The following is a 17,686-nucleotide window of genomic DNA, read 5'->3' on the forward strand; positions in this document are numbered from 1 at the left end:
CCTACGGTTCGGTGAACAGATTCGTCTACGGTGCGGCGGCGGCGATCTCGATGGTGGTCCAGCCACCGACGTGGATCCGGCTGCCGTCGCGCAGCGGCACGGGCACCTGGGGCGCGATGGGCGTCTCGGCGCCGTCCAGGCTGGTGCCATTGGTCGAGCCGAGGTCGGTGAGGGTGAGCTCACCGGTGGACTCCACCCGGATCAACGCGTGGGCCCGCGACACCCCGATGTCGGCCGGGGCGATGCCGAGGTCGATCTCGGGCGCGATCCCCTGCGAGGCGGACCGCTTGCCGATGAGGAACTGATTGCCGCGCAACAGGATCCGCCGCTCGGGATAGAACTCGGGGAATTCGACACGGTCGGCGTCGGGCCCCTTGTCGGCCTGGACCCTGGTGTAGAAGTCGCGGTCGGCGAAGACACGCGCCGTCCAGACCCGCGGCTCGGCCGCTCCCGCAGGCCTGGACGCGTCGGCGTCCCGGTCGATCGGGCTCTCGGTGCGTGGCGGCCCGGCGGGCAGGGCCGAATCGTGGCCGCAGACCTCGCAGAAGCGGCCGCTGGTAGGCGTGGCGCAGGACGGGCACAGCCGCAGGTCGCCCCGGTCCGGCGCGGGCGGCTCGCCCAGCGCCGACCCGCAGACATCGCAGTAGTCGATCGACCGGGACTGGTGTCCGTCCGCGCACAGCGGCATGTCAGTGCTCCTTCCGTACCCGCGCCGTCTTGGTCGAGCGGATGTCGAGGGCCAGCTCGTCGGCGGCGGAGACCTCACCGCGCAGCTTCACGGTGCCGTCGCGGTCGTCGACCTCCACCACGCCGCGCAGCAGCTTGGCGGTGGACTCGTGGCCGGAGGCCGCCGCCAGCTCGACCGCGCGGCGCAACTTGGCGGTGGCGGTGTCGAGGTCACCGTTGCGCCGCGCCGCCAGACCCTCCTGGACGGCCTGCGCGAGTTCCACCTGCCCGGTGTAGTGGGCGACGCGGGTGCTGATGCGGGTCGACAGCGAGGTGTCGGTGGTCCACACCGCGCGCACCAGGCCCTGGCCGAGCACCTCGTCGCCGGCCAGCACGCTCAACCGCGCGGCCAGCTTCTCCCGGCCGGGTGCGGCCGGTTCCAGTTCGATCTGCAGGTGGTACTCGCGCTCCTCGGCGGCCCAGGACGACAGCGGGTACTCCCCCACCTGCGGGCCCGCGTCGACACGGCGGCCGGTGAGGTCCTCGAGCACGGGCGCGACCTGCTTGACCATCCGCACCTTCGCGCCGGCCGGGGTCCACACCTTCAACGTCAGCTCGGGGATCACCCTGGCCGCCGAGGACCGCATCATGGCGGCGAAATCGGCGGCCAGGTCCTTGGGGTCGGCCACGATGTCGGCGTCCCCGGACAGCTTCGCCGAGATCTTGTGCAGATCGGCGGGCATCCAGTCGTCGCCGACGCCGCGGCAGTCGCAGACGAAAAGCCCTTCGGCGCGGTCGAGTTCGGTGGCGAACTGCTCGGGCGTCTCGTGCTCGTTCTTGCCGTCGGTGAGCAGGATGGCGTGGGCCTGCGTGCCCGGGTGGGCGACGGCGACCTGGCGGGCCAGCGCGAGCCAGGTACCCATGGCGGTGCCGCCGTCGGGGCGCAGCCGGTCCAGCGCGCGCCGGGCCGCGGTGCGGCTGGTGTGGTTCGCCGGCGCCGACATGGCGTCGGTCGGGAAGATCATCCGCGCCTGCTCGGTGCCCTCGATGATCGCGAAGGCGGTGCCGTCGGGGATCTCGTCGAGCGCGGTGCGGGTGGCGTTGCGCGCGTTCTCGAACTTGCGCTTGTTCCCCATCGAGCCCGAGCAGTCGATGATCAGGATCTCGAGCCGGGGCGGCGGGGCGGCGACGACGGCCAGTTCCGGTCCGGTGGCCACCGTGAGCACCGCGTCGACCACGCTCGCGCCCTCGGCGAGGAACTCGTTCTGGTCGACGGCGATCGAGATACCTGCGGTCTCAGCGGAACTCATGACACTCCTGGATCGTGCGGTACGGCGACGGGCGCGGGCACCGGGGCCAGCGCGACCGTGATGTTGTCGCTGCCGCCGCTGTTCAACGCGAAGTCGGCCAGCGCGCGGGCGGCGGCCTGCGGAGAGGTCTCGACGGTGAAACCGGCGAGGGCGACGGCCTCGGGCAGGTAGTTCCACAGCCCGTCACTGCACAGCAGCAGGGTGCCGGGCTCGGTGACGACCATGCGCTGCAGGCAATTCGCCGACCACGGCGCCTCGCCGCCGTCGGCGCCGAGCCAGCGCAGCAGGGTGTGTGCGCGCGGGTCGCGCATGGCGGCCTCCGCGTCGAGGGCGCCCGCGTCGACGAGGGCCTGGGCCCACGAGTCGTCGACGCTGAGCCGGCGCGAGGCCGTCGGGTCGCCCGCCGCGAGCCAGAATGCGCGGCTGTCACCGACATTGGCGACCGTGATCTCGGTGCCCTCCGCCGTCTGGCGCACGATCGCCGAGACGTAGGTGCACGACGGCGCGTACTCGGGCGAGCGCGACATCCCGCGCACCGCCGCGGTGGCCGTCGCCATCGCCGCCATCGCCGCGTCCTGGGCCGACAGTCCGTCGGCGAGGGCGGCCAGCGCCGCGTCGACACCGGCGCGCGCCGCGGTGCCGGAGGCCGCCTGGGGATCCTGGGAGGTGGACACGCCGTCGCTGACGACGATCACGCGGGTGCCGTCGCCCTCGCGCACCGCCGCCGCGACGGCGTCCTCGTTGCGGGAGTGGCTGATGCCGCGGTCGGTGAGGACATAGACCGAGCCGAGATCGTCCTCGAACCGGTCCGGAACGGGCTTGGGGCTGCCGCACTGTGCGCAGAAGCCGCCCTCGTAGCGGCGTTCGCCGCAGGTCGAGCACTGCGGTGCCGCCGCGGGATCGTGGATCGGCAGCGCGACCTTGCGCACGCCGAGCTCACGCCCGCACCCCTCGCAGTAGCGGTGCCCGGCCCGGCCCGAGCGCCCGCAGTCGGCACATCCCGGCGCGGTCACAGAGTGGTCCTCGGGCGCACCGCGTTCGCCTGATCCACCAGCACGAAGCGGGTCCACATGTCCTCGGCTTCGCGCGCCAATGTCCGCAAGCATCGTTCCAACCCCGTCCGCACTCCCTGCTCGGTGAATTCCACATCCAACAGCTTGCCTGGCGTACCTGGTCGCTGTCCCGACCGGATCCAGCTCAGCGCCGCCTCGAGCACGTGCATGCGCACCTGCGCGGTGCGCGTGCGCGAGTCCAGGGTGAGCCGTTCGACCCGCGCGCCGGCCTCGCGCAGCAGGGCCTCGTCGAGTTGGGCCGGATCGCGGCGCGCCAGCAGGGTTTCCACCGCCGAGACCCTGGCCTCGGTGTACATCGACGAGGTGCGCTCCACCTGGTCGAGCACCGCGACCGCGCCGGGGCGGTCGTCGGCCGCGCGCCGCAGCCGGGCAGCGCCGAAGGCGGCCGAGAGATAGGTGTGGTCGGTGCGCCACACCAGCTCGTAGAGCGCGAGCGCGCGCCGGCGCGCGATGTCATCGGCCGCGCCGAGTTCCAGTGCGGCCGCCAGCGCGAGCTTGGGCGCTGGTTCGCCGGGCAGCGCGTCGTACACGGCCTCGAAATCGGCGGCGGCGTCGGCGTATTCGCCGGTGAGCAGCGCGGCCTGGGCGCGGTACCAGACCCGGCGCCAGTCGTAGGCCAGCTCCTCGGCCAGCGCGTCCAGGCGCGCCAGCGCCGCCTCGGCGGCGCCCGCCTCGAGTTCGGCGCGGACCAGCCGCAGCGGGATCTCCACCGATTCCCCGGAGCCCGTGACCACCGCGCGCAGACCGGCGGTGAGCGCCTCCTCCAGTTCGGCGGGCGTGGCCGCGTCGGTGGTGGCCAGCAGCGCGGCGCCGCTGTCACCCGGGTCGACCAGCGGCGCGGGCAACCCGGCGATCAGCGCGGCGGGTTCGGGTGTGGCGCTGTCTATCCCGAAGACGGCGCGCGCCGGGCCGAACGAACTCGACATGCCGGGGCGCGGGCGGCCGTCTTCGGTGGCGAGCACTTCCCGCAGCACGCCGGTGAGCTGGTCGGCCATCTCCGACATGGAGCCGAACCGGGCCAGCGGGTCGGCGTCGGTGGCGCGCAGCAGGAATCGGTGCAGCGAATCGTGCTGGGCGAGGAGGGGTTCGGCCTCGGGCGTGGGCAGCGGGCCGAGCTTGCCGTCGACCGTGGCCAGCCGCATCATCAGCACCGCCAGGGTGCGGCCCGCGGTGTAGACCTCGGTGGCCACGGTGGGGCCGGTCTCGGCGATCTCGGGCGCCTGGTAGCCCAGGGTCCCGTAGATCGGGCTGGTGCGGTCGTCCATCGAGATGACCGCGCCGAGGTCGATGAGTTCGAGCCGTTCCTCGGTCTGCATCACGTTGTCGGGCTTGAAATCGCAGTACGCCCAGCCGCGCGCGTGCAGGTAGCCCAGCGCGGGCAGCATCTCGAGCACGTAGGCGATGGCCTGGGCGGGCGGCAGATAGGTCTTGGTCTCGGCGCGGTGCTTGCGCAGGATCTGCTTGAGCGAGGTGCCACCGACATAGGCCATCACGATGTAGCCGACCGGCTCACCGTCGGCGTCGGCGTGCTCGGTGAAGTTGTGGATCTTGACGATGTTGGGGTGGTCGACCTCGGCGAGGAAGCGCCGCTCGGCCAGCGCGGCCGCCTGCGCGTCGCTGTCGCCGGTGTCGATGAGGCCCTTGAGCACCACCCAGCGCTTGTTGACCCGCTGGTCGGTGGCCAGATAGATCCAGCCGAGGCCGCCGTGCGCCAGCGCGCCCGCCACCTCGTACTGCCCGCCGACGAGCTCGCCCGCCCGCAGGCGCGGCACGAACGAATAGCGGGTGCCACAGTGCGGGCAGAAACCCGCCGTGCGGCCGGGGACGCCGTCGTGGCTGCGCCCGACGGGCTTGTCGCACTTGCCGCAGTAGCGGTCGGCTTCGGGGACCTGCGGGTCGGCGAGGACCGCGGTGGCCGGGTCGACGCGCGGGACCGGCGGCACCTCGACGAGCCCGGCACCGAGGCGCCCGCGAGCGGCCGAGCGGGTCGATCCGGAGCGGTGGGTGCGCACCGAGCGGCTCGAGGTGCGTCCGCTGGCGCTGATGGTCGGCGCGGACGGGCTGTAGACCGCCGTCGCGGTGGGCGCGGTGCCGCAGGTCTCGCAGTAACCGTCGACGATCGTTCCGCCGCAGCCCGGTTCGGCGCAGACGCCCGGCGCCGGGGGTGGCGGCGGTGGAGCGCCGTTGCGCGGTTGCGCCGTGGTCCGCGCCGAGCGCCCACCGGCGGGCGCGGCCACCACGGGCGCGGTGCCGCAGACGGCGCAGTAACCGTCCTCGACGGCGCCGCCGCACCCCGGTTCACTACAGATCATGCTGTCCGCCCCGCTTTCTCCCCGATGATCGAACGATAGTCGGCGACCGCCCGGGTGACCGCGGCCAGATCGCATGGTGTGCGGCTGAGCAGGCCCGCGGCGATGCGGTCGGCGGCCAGGACGTCGCGGTCCTCGCTCACGCCCAGCCGCGAGGCCTTGGCCCGGTAGGAGGTGAGCCTGCCCCGCAACTCGGCGCGCCGGTCGAGCAGTCCGCGCGCCAATTCCGCCCGCCGCGTGGCGGTCTCGGCCGCCGTCGCGGCCCTGGCGCGCAGGGCGAGCAGGTGTTCGACGGTCGGCCTGGTCGGTTCGGCGCCGAGGGTGTCGAGTTCGGCGCGCAGCCGCTGCGCCGGTTCACCGCCGTCGGGCAGGGCGCCCGTGATGATCTTGTGCGCGGCCTGTGCCGCGGTGACGTCGGCGTCGCGCTGGAGTTCGGTGACCTCGCGCAGCCTGCGGCGCAGTGCGTCGACGGCGCCGGGCAGATCGGCCGCGATCGCGAGATGGTCGGCGTGCCGGGCGGTCTCGGTCTCGATCAGGGCCGTGACGGCGGCGAGCGCCGTCTCGATCTCGCCCTCGGCGAAGCCGAGTGGATCGGTGCCCGCGCGGCGCAGCAGTGTCGCCACCGGCTCGGCGGCGGCGTCGAGCGCGCCACGGGCCTGCTCGATCCGCTGTTGCAGGGGCGCCAGCGCGCCGAGCACCCGCCGGTCCACGGCCGCGACCTCGTCGGCGAACGGGGCGACGAAGGCGAACGCCGCCCGCATCCGGTCCAGCGAGTCTGCGATGCCGACGGTCACGATGGTCTCCCCCGGACCGGTGAGTCCGCGCTCGGACAGCGGGATCGCAATCCTGGCGATCTCGTGCGGGCGGCCGCGCAGCAGCTCGGTCAGGCGCGCGCGGGCGCGGTCGTCGACGCGCGCCCTGCCGCCACGCACCGACTCGGCCTCGGACAGGATGGCGCGCACCCGGCCCAGGTCCTCCCACAGTTCCCCAAGCGCGGTCTGCACCGGCGTCCACCGGCGCGCGGTCTCCCCCGTGGGCGGATACCGGCGGACCAGGGCGAGGCCGGGGTGCCGGTCCAGCTCGAGCAGGGTGGTGGTCACGGTGGCCAGTTCCGCCGTGCGCGTGGCGAGTTCGCGATCGAGCTCGGCGAGGCCGAGCATCGGCGAGGTCATCCGACGTACCGGGGCACCGGCATCACCGGCGGGCCGAGGGTCGACAGGTGCTGCTGGTAGATCCGCTGCCACGAACCGTCGGTCCGCATCCGATCCAGCACGCCGTTGACGAACCGGACCAGGTCATCGCTGCCCTTGGGTACCCCGACCGCGTACGCGCCCGCGCCGATCGATTCGCCGACCAGCTCGAGGTTGCGGTCCTGGGCGACCAGGCCGGCCAGGATCGGCTCGTCGCCGCTGATCGCGTCGACCGTGCCCTGCTGCAGGGCGACCAGGCAATCGGTCCAGTTGGTCACGCCGAACACGGTGGGTACCGTCGGCAGCGCGAACAGCGGTGCGGCGGCCGTGGTGCCCTTGGTGAAGCACACCCGCTTGCCCGCCAGCCCGGCGGCGTCGGTGATGCCCGAACCCTTCGGTGCCGCGATGCGTTGCGCCGCCCGGTAATAGACGCCGGAGAAGTCGACGTCGCGGCGCCGTTCGCAGGTGGCGGAGAAGGTCCGCACGATCATGTCGACCTTCTTCTCCTGCAGCAGCGGGATCCGGTCGGCGGCGGAGACGGAGCGCAGTTCGATCTTGTTCGGATCACCGAACAGGTCACGCGCGATCTCACGGGCCAGGTCGATGTCGAAGCCCTCCAACCGTCCGGTCGACGGGTTGCGGAAGCCGAACATGTAGGTGTTCTGATCCACGCCGACCCGCAACCGGCCGTTGGCGACGATGGCCGCCATCGACGACCCGGCCGGCATCGCGCCGGGACTCGGCTGCGAGGTGGGTGCCAGGGTCGCCTCGGTGTCGCAGGTTCCGGTGCCCTCGGCGGTGGGCGCGCTGGTGATCGCCTCGGCGCCGGGCAGTGGCGGCGCGACCGCGGTGGCGGCGATGTTCGACGGCTCCGGCGCGTCTCCGCACCCGGCCACCAGGACGAACGCCGCGGCCACGGCCACCAACAGGGGACGCCTGGTTCTCATAGGAATTCCTTGATTCGAGGCCACAGGCCGGTGACCACCGCACCGGCGGCGGCCAGCAGCAGGAGCAGGGTGCCGAAGGGGCTCAGCGTGAAGGTGTCGCCCGCGGCGTCGACGCCGTCGCGCAGGTCGGCCCGCGCCTGGGCGAGCGCGTCGCGCAGTTCGTGATCGAGGCGGGCGAAGCTGGTGGCCGAGCTGTCGGGAGCGGTGCCGATGGCCTGGGTGACGGCGCCGGCGTAGTCGGCCTTCTCGTAGGCGGTGCGCTGGGCGTTGTGGCCCGCGGTCCAATTCGTCAGCGCCCTGGCGGCTTCCGAGTCAGCGGCGCCCGCGGCGGCGAGGCGCTTCTCCAGGTCGACGGTGTGGGTCTGGAAGGCCGCCTCGGGGGCGGTGATGTCGCCGCGGGTGATCAGCGCCAGCGTCTCGTCGGTGCGGGCCTGCTGGGCCAGGATGCGCGCGCCGGCCAGATTCTCCACGCGCGCACCGGCTCCCGCGTCGCCGGTGTCGAGCAACTGGGCGGCGGTGAGCGTCGCGCCTGCCGACCACACGATGGCCAGCAGGGCGGCCGCCGCGGCCAGCGCCACCCCGGCGTTGACGAGCCGATTGGTGCGGCGCAGCAACAGCACCGAGCCGACCGCGCAGGCGAGCAGCACCAGCAGCAGGAGCACGATCGTGGTCATCGGCAGCGCGCCGATGCGGCGCTGGTCCTCGCGGACGGCGGCGAAGCGGGCCTGGTTGAGCTGCTCGGCCTGGGGCAGCAACGAGGTCTGCATCAGGTCCGAGGCCTGGCGCAGATAGGCCGAACCCACCGGGAAGCCCTGCCGGTTGTTGGCGCGCGCGGTCTCCACCAGGCCGGTGTAGGTCGGCAGATCCGCGGCGATGCGCGCGACGATGGCCCTGGACCGGGCGTCGGTGGCGCCCGCTGTCGCCTCGGCCAGCGCGGCGGCGGCGTCGGCGAGTGCCTGCTCGTAGGAGTCACGGACCTGCGGTGATTCGACGCCGCCGGACAGGAAGGCGGTCGCCGCGCCGGCGTCGGCGGCCGAGAGCGACACGTACAGGCTCTGGGCGGCGAAGGCCAGTGGCTCGGTGCGGTCCAGGACCTGGTCCGCACGCGTGATCTTCGCGCCGAGCTGCTGGCCCGCGGTCGATCCGGCGATCAGACAGGCCACCGTGGTCACGACGAGGACCACCGCGATCACACCCGGTGTCGTCGCGGCGAAACGCCGCACCCACATCCCCGCGTCTCGGATGGTCGCCGGTAGGCGAGATCCCACACCGTCCTCCTTCGTCTCCCCGGGCGGTGTCTTCGATCGCGATAGTACGGGAGGCGCTGAGAATTCGCCCGGGTACCAGAAGCGGCCGCGCGCAACCGGTTCGGGCGCCGCGGACCGGACGAACGGACGGGGTCCGTCACACCCGGTGGTGTGACGGACCCCGTCCGCGTCGCGTGATGCCCCTGATCAGGCGTTGGCGACCTTTTCGGCGGGCTCGACGGCGGTGCCGACCTTGCTGAAGCGCAGGACGCCGTCCTCGATGGGCGCCTTGTGCATCAGTGTGCGGTCGCGGTAGTAGTTGTTGACCAGTTTCCAGGCGCCGCGCGCACCCTGACGAGGCATTTCGCCGTTGCCGCGCTGGATGTAGCCGGAGGTGAGCGCGCCACCCATCAGCGACTCCTCGGCGATGTCCTCGGGGTTGGCGTGCACCTCGAAGGTGGTGTAGCCGCGGTCGCGCATGATGTTGAGGACGCGGCACAGGTAGGCGGCGGCGAGGTCGGCCTTCAACGTCCACGAGGCGTTGGTGTAGCCGATGATCATCAGGAAGTTCGGGATGTCGGAGTACAGGACGCTCTTGTAGGCGACCGTCTCGTTCATCTTCACCGGCTCGTCGTCGATGCTCATGGTCGCCCCGCCCAGGATCTGGACGTTGAGACCGGTGGCGGTGACGATGATGTCGGCCTCGAGCTCCTGCCCCGACTCGGTCAGGATGCCCTTCTCGGTGAACTTCGCGATCCGGTCGGTGACGATGTCGGCCTTGCCGGACTTGAGCACCTTGAACAGGTCGCCGTTGGGCACCACGCACAGCCGCTGGTCCCACGGGTTGTAGGACGGGGTGAAGTGGCGCAGGTCGACCTTGTTGCCCAGCTGCAGGCGCACCTGCGCCAGCATCAGCTTCTTGGCCAGCTCGGGGTTGGTGCGCGAGAGCTGGAAGCTGGCGCGCTGCAGCGCGATGTTGCGGGCGCGGCCGATCTTGTAGGCGATCGCGTCGGGCACGCGGGTCTTCTTGAAGCCGATCGCGACCGGGTCGTCCGACGGCAGCGCCTGGATCCAGGTGGGCGAGCGCTGCAGCATGGTGACGTGCGCGGCCTTGTCGGCCATGGACGGGATCAGCGTGATCGCGGTGGCGCCGGAGCCGATGACGACGACCTTCTTGCCCGTGTAGTCCAGGTCCTCGGGCCAGTGCTGCGGGTGCACGATCTGCCCCGTGAAGTCGGCCTCACCGGGGAACTCGGGGCGGTAGCCCTTGTCGTAGTTGTAGTAGCCGCTGGCGCCGACGACGAAGTCGGCGGTCCAGGTCTCGGTCTCGCCGGTCGCCTCGATCAGCGCCTCGACGGTCCACTGCGCGCGGGACCGGTCGAAGTTCAGGTGGACGACCTTGCGACCGAAGTTGATGTGGTCGGTGACGCCGTATTCCTTGGCGGTGTCCTCGACGTACTGCCGGATGCTGGCGCCGTCGGCGAGCACCTTGGTGCCGATCCAGGGCCGGAACCCGAAGCCGAAGGTGAGCATGTCCGAGTCGGAGCGGATGCCGGGGTACTTGAACAGATCCCAGGTGCCGCCGATGTTCTCCCGGCGCTCGAGGATCGCGTAGCTGCGTCCGGTCTGCTCGCGAGTCAGGTGACAGGCCGTGCCGATTCCGGACAGGCCAGCGCCGATGATCAGTACGTCGACATGCCGCGTCATTGAGGAAACTCGTTTCGTGAGGGTCGTCGCCGCCCGGGCATCGTCGCCCGAGCCTGCTTCGAGGTTACGTGTTTCGCATGGTTACGTCTAGTTTGGCGCGACGTGCCGGAGTTGCGCGCACGGTGATCAGAATCCGTGACGGGGCCGGGCCCGCCGGTCAGCATCAGTGGCATGACCGAGCAAACACTGTCGTTCCACTGGTTCCTGCCCACCTACGGCGATTCGCGGGGGCTGGTCGCGGGCGGCCACGGCAGTTTCATGTCCGGCGATCGCCCGGCCACGCTGCGTTACCTGAACCAGCTGACCGCCGCGGCCGAGGACAACGGTTTCGAGGGTGTGCTGACCCCGACCGGCGCGTGGTGCGAGGACGCCTGGCTGACCACGGCCATGCTGGTGCAGACCAGCGAGACGCTGAAGTTCCTGGTGGCGCTACGACCCGGCCTGACCAGCCCGACCCTGGCCGCGCAGATGGCGGCGACCTTCCAGCGCCATTCGGGCGGCCGGTTGCTGCTCAACGTCGTCACCGGCGGGGAGCCGCGCGAACAGCAGGCCTACGGCGACTTCCTCGACAAGGCCGAGCGCTACGCCAGGACGGGCGAGTTCCTGCACATCGTGCGCGAGCTGTGGCGTTCCACCGAGCCGTTCAGCTTCACCGGCGAGCACCTGCGGGTGCGCGACGCGCTGCTGAGCGCGCGGCCGGATCCGATCCCGCCGGTGTTCTTCGGCGGTTCCTCCGGTCCGGCCGGTCCGGTGGCCGCCCGCTATGCCGACACCTATCTGACCTGGGGCGAACCCCTCGACGCGGTCGCGAAGAAGCTCGACTGGATCCGCGGGCTCGCCGCGCTAGAGGGCCGCACCGTGGACTTCGGCCTGCGCATCCATGTGATCAGCCGCGACACCGCCGCCGAGGCGTGGGCCGAGGCCGACCGGCTGCTGGCAGGCATCGCGCCCGGCGAGATCGCCCGGGTGCAGGCCAGCCTCGCCCAGAGCGAGTCCGAGGGCCAGCGCCGGATGGCCCGGCTGCACGAGGGCCGCACCGACGGCCTCGAGATCGCGCCCAACCTGTGGGCCGGTGTCGGACTGGTGCGTGGCGGGGCCGGGACGGCGCTGGTGGGTTCGCACGCCGAAGTGGCCGAGCGGCTGCTCGAGTACGCCGCGCTCGGCATCGACCACTTCATCCTGTCGGGCTACCCGCACCTCGAAGAGGCCTACTGGTTCGGCGAGGGCGTTCTGCCGATCCTGGAGCGCAAGGGCGTGTGGCGGCATCCGTCGCGGCCCGCCGCGGCGCCGGTGGTGACGCCGTTCACCGCGGCGGCCAGCAGCTGAGGGTTCAGCCCGCCGCGCCGAACCAGCGGGACAGGTGGTCCCGCAGATCCCGCTGGTCGGCACCCACCCACGCGACGTGTCCGTCGGGTCGCAACAGCACGGCGGGCACATCGAGGTCGACCTCGGAGTCGACGACCGCGTCCACGAGATCGGTCCAGCCGTCGACCGACAGCGCGCCGGTGCGGTCGAGCAACAGCCCGCGTCCCGCGTGCATCCGCTCGTACAGGCGCCCGCCGAGGACCGGCCGATCGCGCAGCCGACGACCGAGCAGCGGATGCCCGTCGCCCAGGTCGTAGCGGACGGCGATCGCGATGATCTTCTCGATCAGATACCGGTTGACCTCCTCGAACGCCATCAGCTCGGTGAGCAGACGGCGGGTGGCCCGCGGACCGGGTTCGAGGGAGACGAGTTCCATCTGCGCGCGCGTGTTGTCCAGGACATCGGCGGCGACCGGCCTGCGTTCGGCCTCGTAGCTGTCCAGGAGCCCGGCCGGCGCCCAGCCGGCGATCTCGGCGGCCAGCTTCCAGCCCAGGTTCACCGCGTCCTGGATGCCGAGGTTCAGACCCTGCCCGCCCATCGGCGGATGGATGTGGGCGGCATCGCCTGCCAGCAGGATCCGGCCGCTCCGGTACCGCGCCGCCAGCCGGGTGGCATCGCCGAAACGCGACAGCCAGCGCGGCGAATGCACACCGAGGTCGGTGCCCGCCGTGGCGACCAGCTGCCGTTTGACCTCCTCGAAGGTGGGCGCCCCGCGATCCTCGGCGACCCCGGCGGCGGGCACGACGACCCGGTGCACGCCGTCGCCGATCGGCGCCACCCCGAAGCGCAGCTGGGTCTTGCGGACTTCGCTGTTGACCGCGGCCAGGGTTTCCGGCGAGGCGGTGACCCGCATCTCGCCCAGCAGCGTGTCGACCCGGCTCGGTTCCCCGGGGAAGTCGATGCCGAGCAGCTTGCGCACCGTCGAGCGCCCACCGTCGCAACCGACCAGGTAGCGCGCCCGCAGGGTGGCGCCGTCGGCCAGCTCGGCGGTCACGCCGTGCGCGTCCTGATCGAGCCCGACCAGTTCGGTGGCCCGCCGGATCTCGACGCCGAGGTCGAGCGCGTGCTCGGTCAGCAGCCGCTCGGTGACGGTCTGCGGAAGGCTGAGCACGTACGGGAAGGTGGTGTCGAGGCCCTCGGGCTGCCGGGCGACGATCCCCGCGAAGTACCCGGCGAGCGGGTGCGGGGTGCCGAGGGCGAGGAAGCGATCCACCAGGCCGCGTTGGTCGAGCACCTCGAGACTGCGCGCGTGCAGGCCCATGGCCCGCACGACCGGTGTCGGAGCCGGGTCCCGGTCCACGACGAGCACCCGCACACCCCGCAGCCGCAGCTCGGCGGCCAGCATCACCCCGGTCGGCCCGGCACCGGCCACAAGCACGTCGATCATTTGTTCCCCATTCATTCGCGCAGGTCAGAGCGTCAGGCAGGCGATTGTGCCCGAGCACGGGGGTCTTGCCGCAAGAGCGGGGGTGCGCTATACATTGAGAGTGGCAAGGAGAGGTTTCCCTCCTTGCCATTGTCGTGTCCGGCCCTTTTCCGTGGCCGGCCGAGCGGCTGTCCGCTGCGCTCGAAATGGCAGTCGATGCCAGTGCGCATCCGATGCGCGTTACCGTCGATTCCGCCGGTCCCGAGCCGGGGAATGCCGGATGGACAGGCCCGCGCACGGGCCGTACCGAAACCCTGATACCTCGGGGAACGCGTGCGATGTTGCACGCCGTGCGGCGCGCAATCCCTCTCCCGCAACCGATTTCGGCATGGAGTGCAGCCGGGGTTCCACGTGAATCAGGCCGCCGCCACCGGGGCCGATACGCTCGCGGGGTGACCATCACCGTCGGCTTCGACCTGGACATGACCCTGATCGACTCCCGGCCAGGTGTCAGCCACGCGATCGACACCCTCGCCGGGGAGTTCGATCTGCCGATCGTCGGCAGCCGCTTCGCGGCGCACCTCGGCCCGCCACTGGCCACCCTGCTCGGCGACGCGGGCGCACCCGACGACCTCATCCCCCATCTGGTCACCCGCTACCGCCAGCTCTACCCCGCCGTCGTCGCGCGCATCCCCGCGCTGCCGGGCGCGAGCGCCGCTCTGGACGCGGTGCGGGCCGGCGGGGGCCGCGCGCTGGTGGTGACCGGCAAATTCGAGCCGCACGCGCGGCTGCACGTCGACCACTTCGGCTGGCAGGTCGACCGGCTCGCGGGCGACCTGTGGTCCACCGGCAAGGCCGAGGTGCTGCGCGCCGAGTCCGCGCACGTCTTCGTCGGCGACCACGCCGGGGACATGCGCGGCGCCAAGGCCGCGGACGCGTTCGCCGTCGGCGTGACCACCGGCCCCTACGACGCCGACGGCCTGCGCGCCGCGGGCGCCGACGTCGTCCTCGACGACCTCGTCGAGTTCCCTTCGTGGCTGGCCGAATTCGCCCGCACCCGCCGCTGATCGCGAACAACGCGCCCGCCCGGCGGTTCCGGAACCCCGGCGCCGGGTCGCGCGTTGTCGTGGCATGTCGACCGATCCCTATTGGAATCACAACACGCAGTACCACCCGTGGATCCTCGAACAGGTGCCCGGCCACGCCCGCACCGCACTCGACATCGGTTGCGGCGACGGCCTGCTCGCCCGCAAGCTCGCCACCCGCTGCGATGCCGTCCTCGGCGTCGACATCGACGAGAACGTCCTGGCCACCGCGCCGTCGGCGCCGAACGTGCACCTCGAGAAGGCCGACTTCCGCGACCTCGACGACACCTTCGACATGGTGACCGCCGTCGCCACCCTGCACCACGTCCCGATCCGCGACGGCGTCGCCGCCCTGCGTCACCTGGTCGCCCCCGGTGGCACTCTCGCGGTCGTCGGGCTGTGGAAGATGCACCCGCTCACCGACATCCATTACCTGCCCCTGCTGCCGGCGATCCGCGGCCTGGACTGGTGGCGCCGCGGCCGCCGCGGTGGGCCCGCCGCCACGGTGCGGGACCCGCAGGAGACGCTGTCGGAGATCCGCGCGGTGGCGGCGGAACTGCTGCCGGGAGCCCGCATCCACCGCCGCCTGATGTGGCGATACACGCTGGTGTGGCGGCGCCCGCGCTGACGCCACCGTTTCTCGTGCGGCGCGCCGGGTGATACAGTCCGGCCAGTTTTTGCACGGGGAGGATTTCTCATCAGTACATCGCCGACTGTCCGGCGGCGCACCGGTTTCGGGGTGGCGCGGTGAACCGGAAGAAGTGGATCATCGCGGGCGCCGTGGCCCTCGTCCTCACGTTGATCGCCGTGATCGTCGTCGTCGCGGTGACCCGCGACCAGGATCCGCGCGCCTTCGTCAGCGAGAAGTACCAGCGGGCCAGGCAACTCGACCAGGCCAACGACGGCATCGCCTTCACCGCGGCCGCCGCGCCGGCCGTCGTCGCCGCCGCCATCGCCAAGGCCACCGATCCGCGCGATCGCCGCAACACCGGCGACAGTCACTACCTGCGCTTCGACAAGGACCTCGTCGCGGTGTCCCCGCACGCGGGCGGCTCGCTCGTGCTCGTCGACAGCTGGGCCAACGGCACCCGCCGCCATCACTCCCACACCAGCGCCTACGGCTGGAACAGCGGCTCCGCGGCGGGCGACTACCGCGGCGGCGGCAGCGACTCCGGCGGTAAGTAGTTCATCGAGGCCCTTCGCCTCACACAGCACAGGAGGACACTCATGCTCGCCGACCTGGCGGCGGACGCGGGGGCCGCGCTCGCCTTTTCCGCGGTGGGAATCGTGTTGATGGCCGTCGGTTTCGGCATCGTCGACCTGCTCACCCCCGGCGACCTGCGCGCCCAGATCTGGATCGAACGCAACCGCAACGCCGCGATCCTGCTGGCCTCGAACCTGTTCGGCGTCGGCCTGATCGTGGCCACCGCCATCTGGACCTCCGACGGCAAGATCGCGCAGGCCCTGCTGGCCAGCGCGGTCTACGGCGTGATCGGGTTGGCCGCGATGGCGCTGGCGTTCGTGCTGCTCGACGCGCTCACCCCCGGTGATTTCCGGGCCGTCGTCGCCGATCCGGAACCGCATCCCGCGGTGTGGGTCACGGCCTCGGCGCACGTCGCGGTGGCGCTGGTGGTGGCCGCGGGCCTGACCTGATGCCGGTACACCGGCTGGCCAGGGTGGCGCTGCTGGCGACGGTGTTCGTCTGCGCCGCTTGCGGTCTGGTGTACGAGCTGTCGCTGGTCACCCTCGGCAGCTATCTGATCGGCGACACCGCGGCGCAGGCCTCGATCACGCTGAGCGTGATGGTGTGCGCGATGGGGATCGGCGCGCTGGCCGCGAAACCGTTGCGCCGCTGGGCCGCCGCCGCGTTCGTCGCGGTGGAATTGGCGCTGGCCGTGATCGGCGGGCTGTCGGTGGCGCTGCTCTACGCCAGCTACGCCTGGCTCAATGTCTACACCGGCACCCTCATCGTCGCCGCGGCGGTGATCGGCATGCTCGTCGGCGCCGAGATCCCGCTGCTCATGGAATTGCTCCAGCAGATCCGCAAGCAGTCGGCCAGCAGCGCGGTCGCCGACCTGTTCGCGGCGGACTACGTGGGCGCGCTGCTGGGCGGGCTGGCCTTCCCGTTCCTGCTGCTGCCGGTGTTCGGGCAGATCCGCGGCAGTCTCGTGGTCGGCGTGGTGAACGCCGTGGCCGGACTGGCGTTGGCGTTCTTCTTCTTTCGCGCGCAGATGACGCGCGCGGCGCGGCGGGTGCTGATCGCGGCGACCGTGGTCGTCGCGTGCGGGCTCACCGGCACCTACGTCTACGCGGACCGGTTCGAGGCCACCGCCCAGCAGGCGCTGTTCGCCCATCCGATCGTGTGGCAGACGCGCACGCCGTACCAGCAGATCGTGCTCACCGAATCGTTCTCGCCGTTCGGCACCACCGATACCAGGCTCTATCTCAACGGCGGCCTGCAGTTCTCCTCGATCGACGAGTACCGCTACCACGAGGCGCTGGTGCATCCGGTGCTCGCCGGGCCGCACCGCTCGGTGCTGGTCCTCGGCGGCGGCGACGGCCTCGCGCTGCGCGAGATCCTGCGCTACCCCGACGTCGCCGAGGTGACCCTGGTGGAGCTCGACCCGGCCATGATCGAGCTCGCCCGCACCGACGAGCGGCTCACCGCCCTGAACCAGGGGGCCTTCGACGATCCCCGCGTCCGGGTGGTCACCGCCGACGCGTTCACCTGGTTGCGCGGCGCGCCAGGGCTTTTCGACGCGATCGTCGTCGATCTGCCCGACCCGGACCAGACCTCGGTCGCCAAGCTGTACTCGCAGGAGTTCTACGCGATGACGGCGAACGTCCTCGCGCCCGGCGCCCGGATGGTGGTGCAATCCGGGTCGCCGTTCTTCGCGCCGCGCTCGTTCTGGACGATCGAGGCCACCCTGCGCGCGGCGGGACTGCGGACCACGCCGTACCACGTCGACGTGCCGAGCTTCGGCGACTGGGGCTACATCCTGGCCGCCGTCGCCCCGGAGCCGCCCGCCGCGGCCCTGCGCGCCCCCGGCCCGCTGCGTTCCCTCGACGACCGCACGCTCGCCGCGGCCACGGTGTTCCCACCCGATCGCCGGGCGGTCGACCCCGAGGTCTCCACCCTCATGCGGCCGGTGATCCTGGACCTGCAACGCCAGGAATGGCGCTAGCCCTCACGCCGCACCCGCGCACAGCAGATGGGTGCCCACGAGCGCGAGCCCGAACACGGCGACGGCGCCCGACAGCACGGGCACCGGTTCCCGCACGAGCCGGATCGCCCCACGCCGCGTCGCGGTGACGGCCCGGGTCAGACGTGGCGACCGCGGCTCGGCGGCGCTCGCACGGCGTCCGCGGCCACGCCGGACGAGGCCGGCCAGGGCGAGGACGAGAGCGGTGATCAGCATCG

Annotated in this window: 16 protein-coding genes; 6 read left to right on the forward strand and 10 right to left on the reverse strand. The window is 72.0% G+C overall.

Going from position 1 to position 17,686, the window contains the following annotated elements:
- Positions 1 to 25: 25 nt before the first annotated feature.
- The 8 genes from QH270_RS17375 to QH270_RS17410 all read right to left on the reverse strand — a co-directional run bounded on the left by QH270_RS17375 (position 26) and on the right by QH270_RS17410 (position 10,449).
- A complete protein-coding gene (locus tag QH270_RS17375; protein ID WP_280343405.1) occupies positions 26 to 688 on the reverse strand; it encodes an FHA domain-containing protein in 663 nt (220 codons plus the stop codon).
- A 1-nt stretch (position 689) separates the two neighbouring features.
- The gene (locus QH270_RS17380; protein WP_280343407.1) at positions 690 to 1,976 is read right to left on the reverse strand and encodes a vWA domain-containing protein; all 1,287 of its coding nucleotides are present in this window, start codon (positions 1,974 to 1,976) and stop codon (positions 690 to 692) included.
- A complete protein-coding gene (locus tag QH270_RS17385; RefSeq protein ID WP_280343411.1) occupies positions 1,973 to 2,989 on the reverse strand; it encodes a PP2C family protein-serine/threonine phosphatase in 1,017 nt (338 codons plus the stop codon). The genes QH270_RS17380 and QH270_RS17385 overlap by 4 nt, the downstream gene beginning before the upstream one ends.
- Positions 2,986 to 5,361: a serine/threonine-protein kinase gene (locus tag QH270_RS17390; protein WP_280343416.1), complete on the reverse strand. Its 2,376-nt coding sequence runs from the start codon at positions 5,359 to 5,361 to the stop codon at positions 2,986 to 2,988. The genes QH270_RS17385 and QH270_RS17390 overlap by 4 nt, the downstream gene beginning before the upstream one ends.
- Positions 5,358 to 6,530 (reverse strand): hypothetical protein, encoded by a 1,173-nt coding sequence (locus QH270_RS17395; RefSeq protein WP_280343419.1) that lies wholly within the window; start codon positions 6,528 to 6,530, stop codon positions 5,358 to 5,360. The genes QH270_RS17390 and QH270_RS17395 overlap by 4 nt, the downstream gene beginning before the upstream one ends.
- On the reverse strand, positions 6,527 to 7,495 hold the full coding sequence (locus tag QH270_RS17400; protein ID WP_280343422.1) for a glutamate ABC transporter substrate-binding protein: 969 nt from the start codon (positions 7,493 to 7,495) through the stop codon (positions 6,527 to 6,529). Before QH270_RS17400 ends, QH270_RS17395 begins: the two co-directional genes overlap by 4 nt.
- The gene (locus QH270_RS17405) at positions 7,492 to 8,763 is read right to left on the reverse strand and encodes a hypothetical protein (protein ID WP_280343425.1); all 1,272 of its coding nucleotides are present in this window, start codon (positions 8,761 to 8,763) and stop codon (positions 7,492 to 7,494) included. Before QH270_RS17405 ends, QH270_RS17400 begins: the two co-directional genes overlap by 4 nt.
- 186 nt (positions 8,764 to 8,949) lie before the next feature.
- Complete coding sequence (locus QH270_RS17410) at positions 8,950 to 10,449, reverse strand: flavin-containing monooxygenase (protein WP_280343427.1); 1,500 nt, start codon at positions 10,447 to 10,449, stop codon at positions 8,950 to 8,952.
- A 171-nt stretch (positions 10,450 to 10,620) separates the two neighbouring features.
- Between QH270_RS17410 and QH270_RS17415 the strand changes: the two genes are divergently transcribed.
- Positions 10,621 to 11,775 carry an LLM class flavin-dependent oxidoreductase gene (locus QH270_RS17415; protein WP_280343430.1) on the forward strand — a complete coding sequence of 385 codons (1,155 nt, stop codon included), beginning with the start codon at positions 10,621 to 10,623 and terminating at the stop codon, positions 11,773 to 11,775.
- 4 nt (positions 11,776 to 11,779) lie between these two features.
- On the opposite strand, the gene rox is transcribed toward QH270_RS17415, so the two are convergent.
- Positions 11,780 to 13,201, reverse strand: coding sequence for a rifampin monooxygenase (rox, locus tag QH270_RS17420; RefSeq protein ID WP_280343432.1), 1,422 nt, complete (start codon positions 13,199 to 13,201; stop codon positions 11,780 to 11,782).
- A gap of 431 nt (positions 13,202 to 13,632) precedes the next feature.
- Here rox and QH270_RS17425 point away from each other — a divergent pair, with 431 nt between their 5' ends.
- The 5 genes from QH270_RS17425 to QH270_RS17445 all read left to right on the forward strand — a co-directional run bounded on the left by QH270_RS17425 (position 13,633) and on the right by QH270_RS17445 (position 17,450).
- On the forward strand, positions 13,633 to 14,247 hold the full coding sequence (locus QH270_RS17425; RefSeq protein ID WP_280343435.1) for an HAD family hydrolase: 615 nt from the start codon (positions 13,633 to 13,635) through the stop codon (positions 14,245 to 14,247).
- A 64-nt stretch (positions 14,248 to 14,311) separates the two neighbouring features.
- Complete coding sequence (locus QH270_RS17430; protein WP_280343438.1) at positions 14,312 to 14,893, forward strand: class I SAM-dependent methyltransferase; 582 nt, start codon at positions 14,312 to 14,314, stop codon at positions 14,891 to 14,893.
- Between the two features lie 119 nt (positions 14,894 to 15,012).
- Positions 15,013 to 15,450, forward strand: a complete 438-nt coding sequence (locus QH270_RS17435; RefSeq protein ID WP_280343440.1) for a DUF4247 domain-containing protein — start codon at positions 15,013 to 15,015, stop codon at positions 15,448 to 15,450.
- Positions 15,451 to 15,492: 42 nt separating this feature from the next.
- Positions 15,493 to 15,918 carry a DUF350 domain-containing protein gene (locus QH270_RS17440; protein ID WP_280343442.1) on the forward strand — a complete coding sequence of 142 codons (426 nt, stop codon included), beginning with the start codon at positions 15,493 to 15,495 and terminating at the stop codon, positions 15,916 to 15,918.
- Complete coding sequence (locus QH270_RS17445) at positions 15,918 to 17,450, forward strand: polyamine aminopropyltransferase (protein WP_280343444.1); 1,533 nt, start codon at positions 15,918 to 15,920, stop codon at positions 17,448 to 17,450. Before QH270_RS17440 ends, QH270_RS17445 begins: the two co-directional genes overlap by 1 nt.
- A 3-nt stretch (positions 17,451 to 17,453) precedes the next feature.
- Here QH270_RS17445 and QH270_RS17450 read toward each other — a convergent pair whose 3' ends face one another.
- On the reverse strand, positions 17,454 to 17,684 hold the full coding sequence (locus tag QH270_RS17450; protein WP_280343447.1) for a hypothetical protein: 231 nt from the start codon (positions 17,682 to 17,684) through the stop codon (positions 17,454 to 17,456).
- Positions 17,685 to 17,686 lie beyond the last annotated feature (2 nt).

The organism is Nocardia neocaledoniensis, assembly GCF_029868625.1.
GTDB lineage: Bacteria > Actinomycetota > Actinomycetes > Mycobacteriales > Mycobacteriaceae > Nocardia > Nocardia neocaledoniensis_A.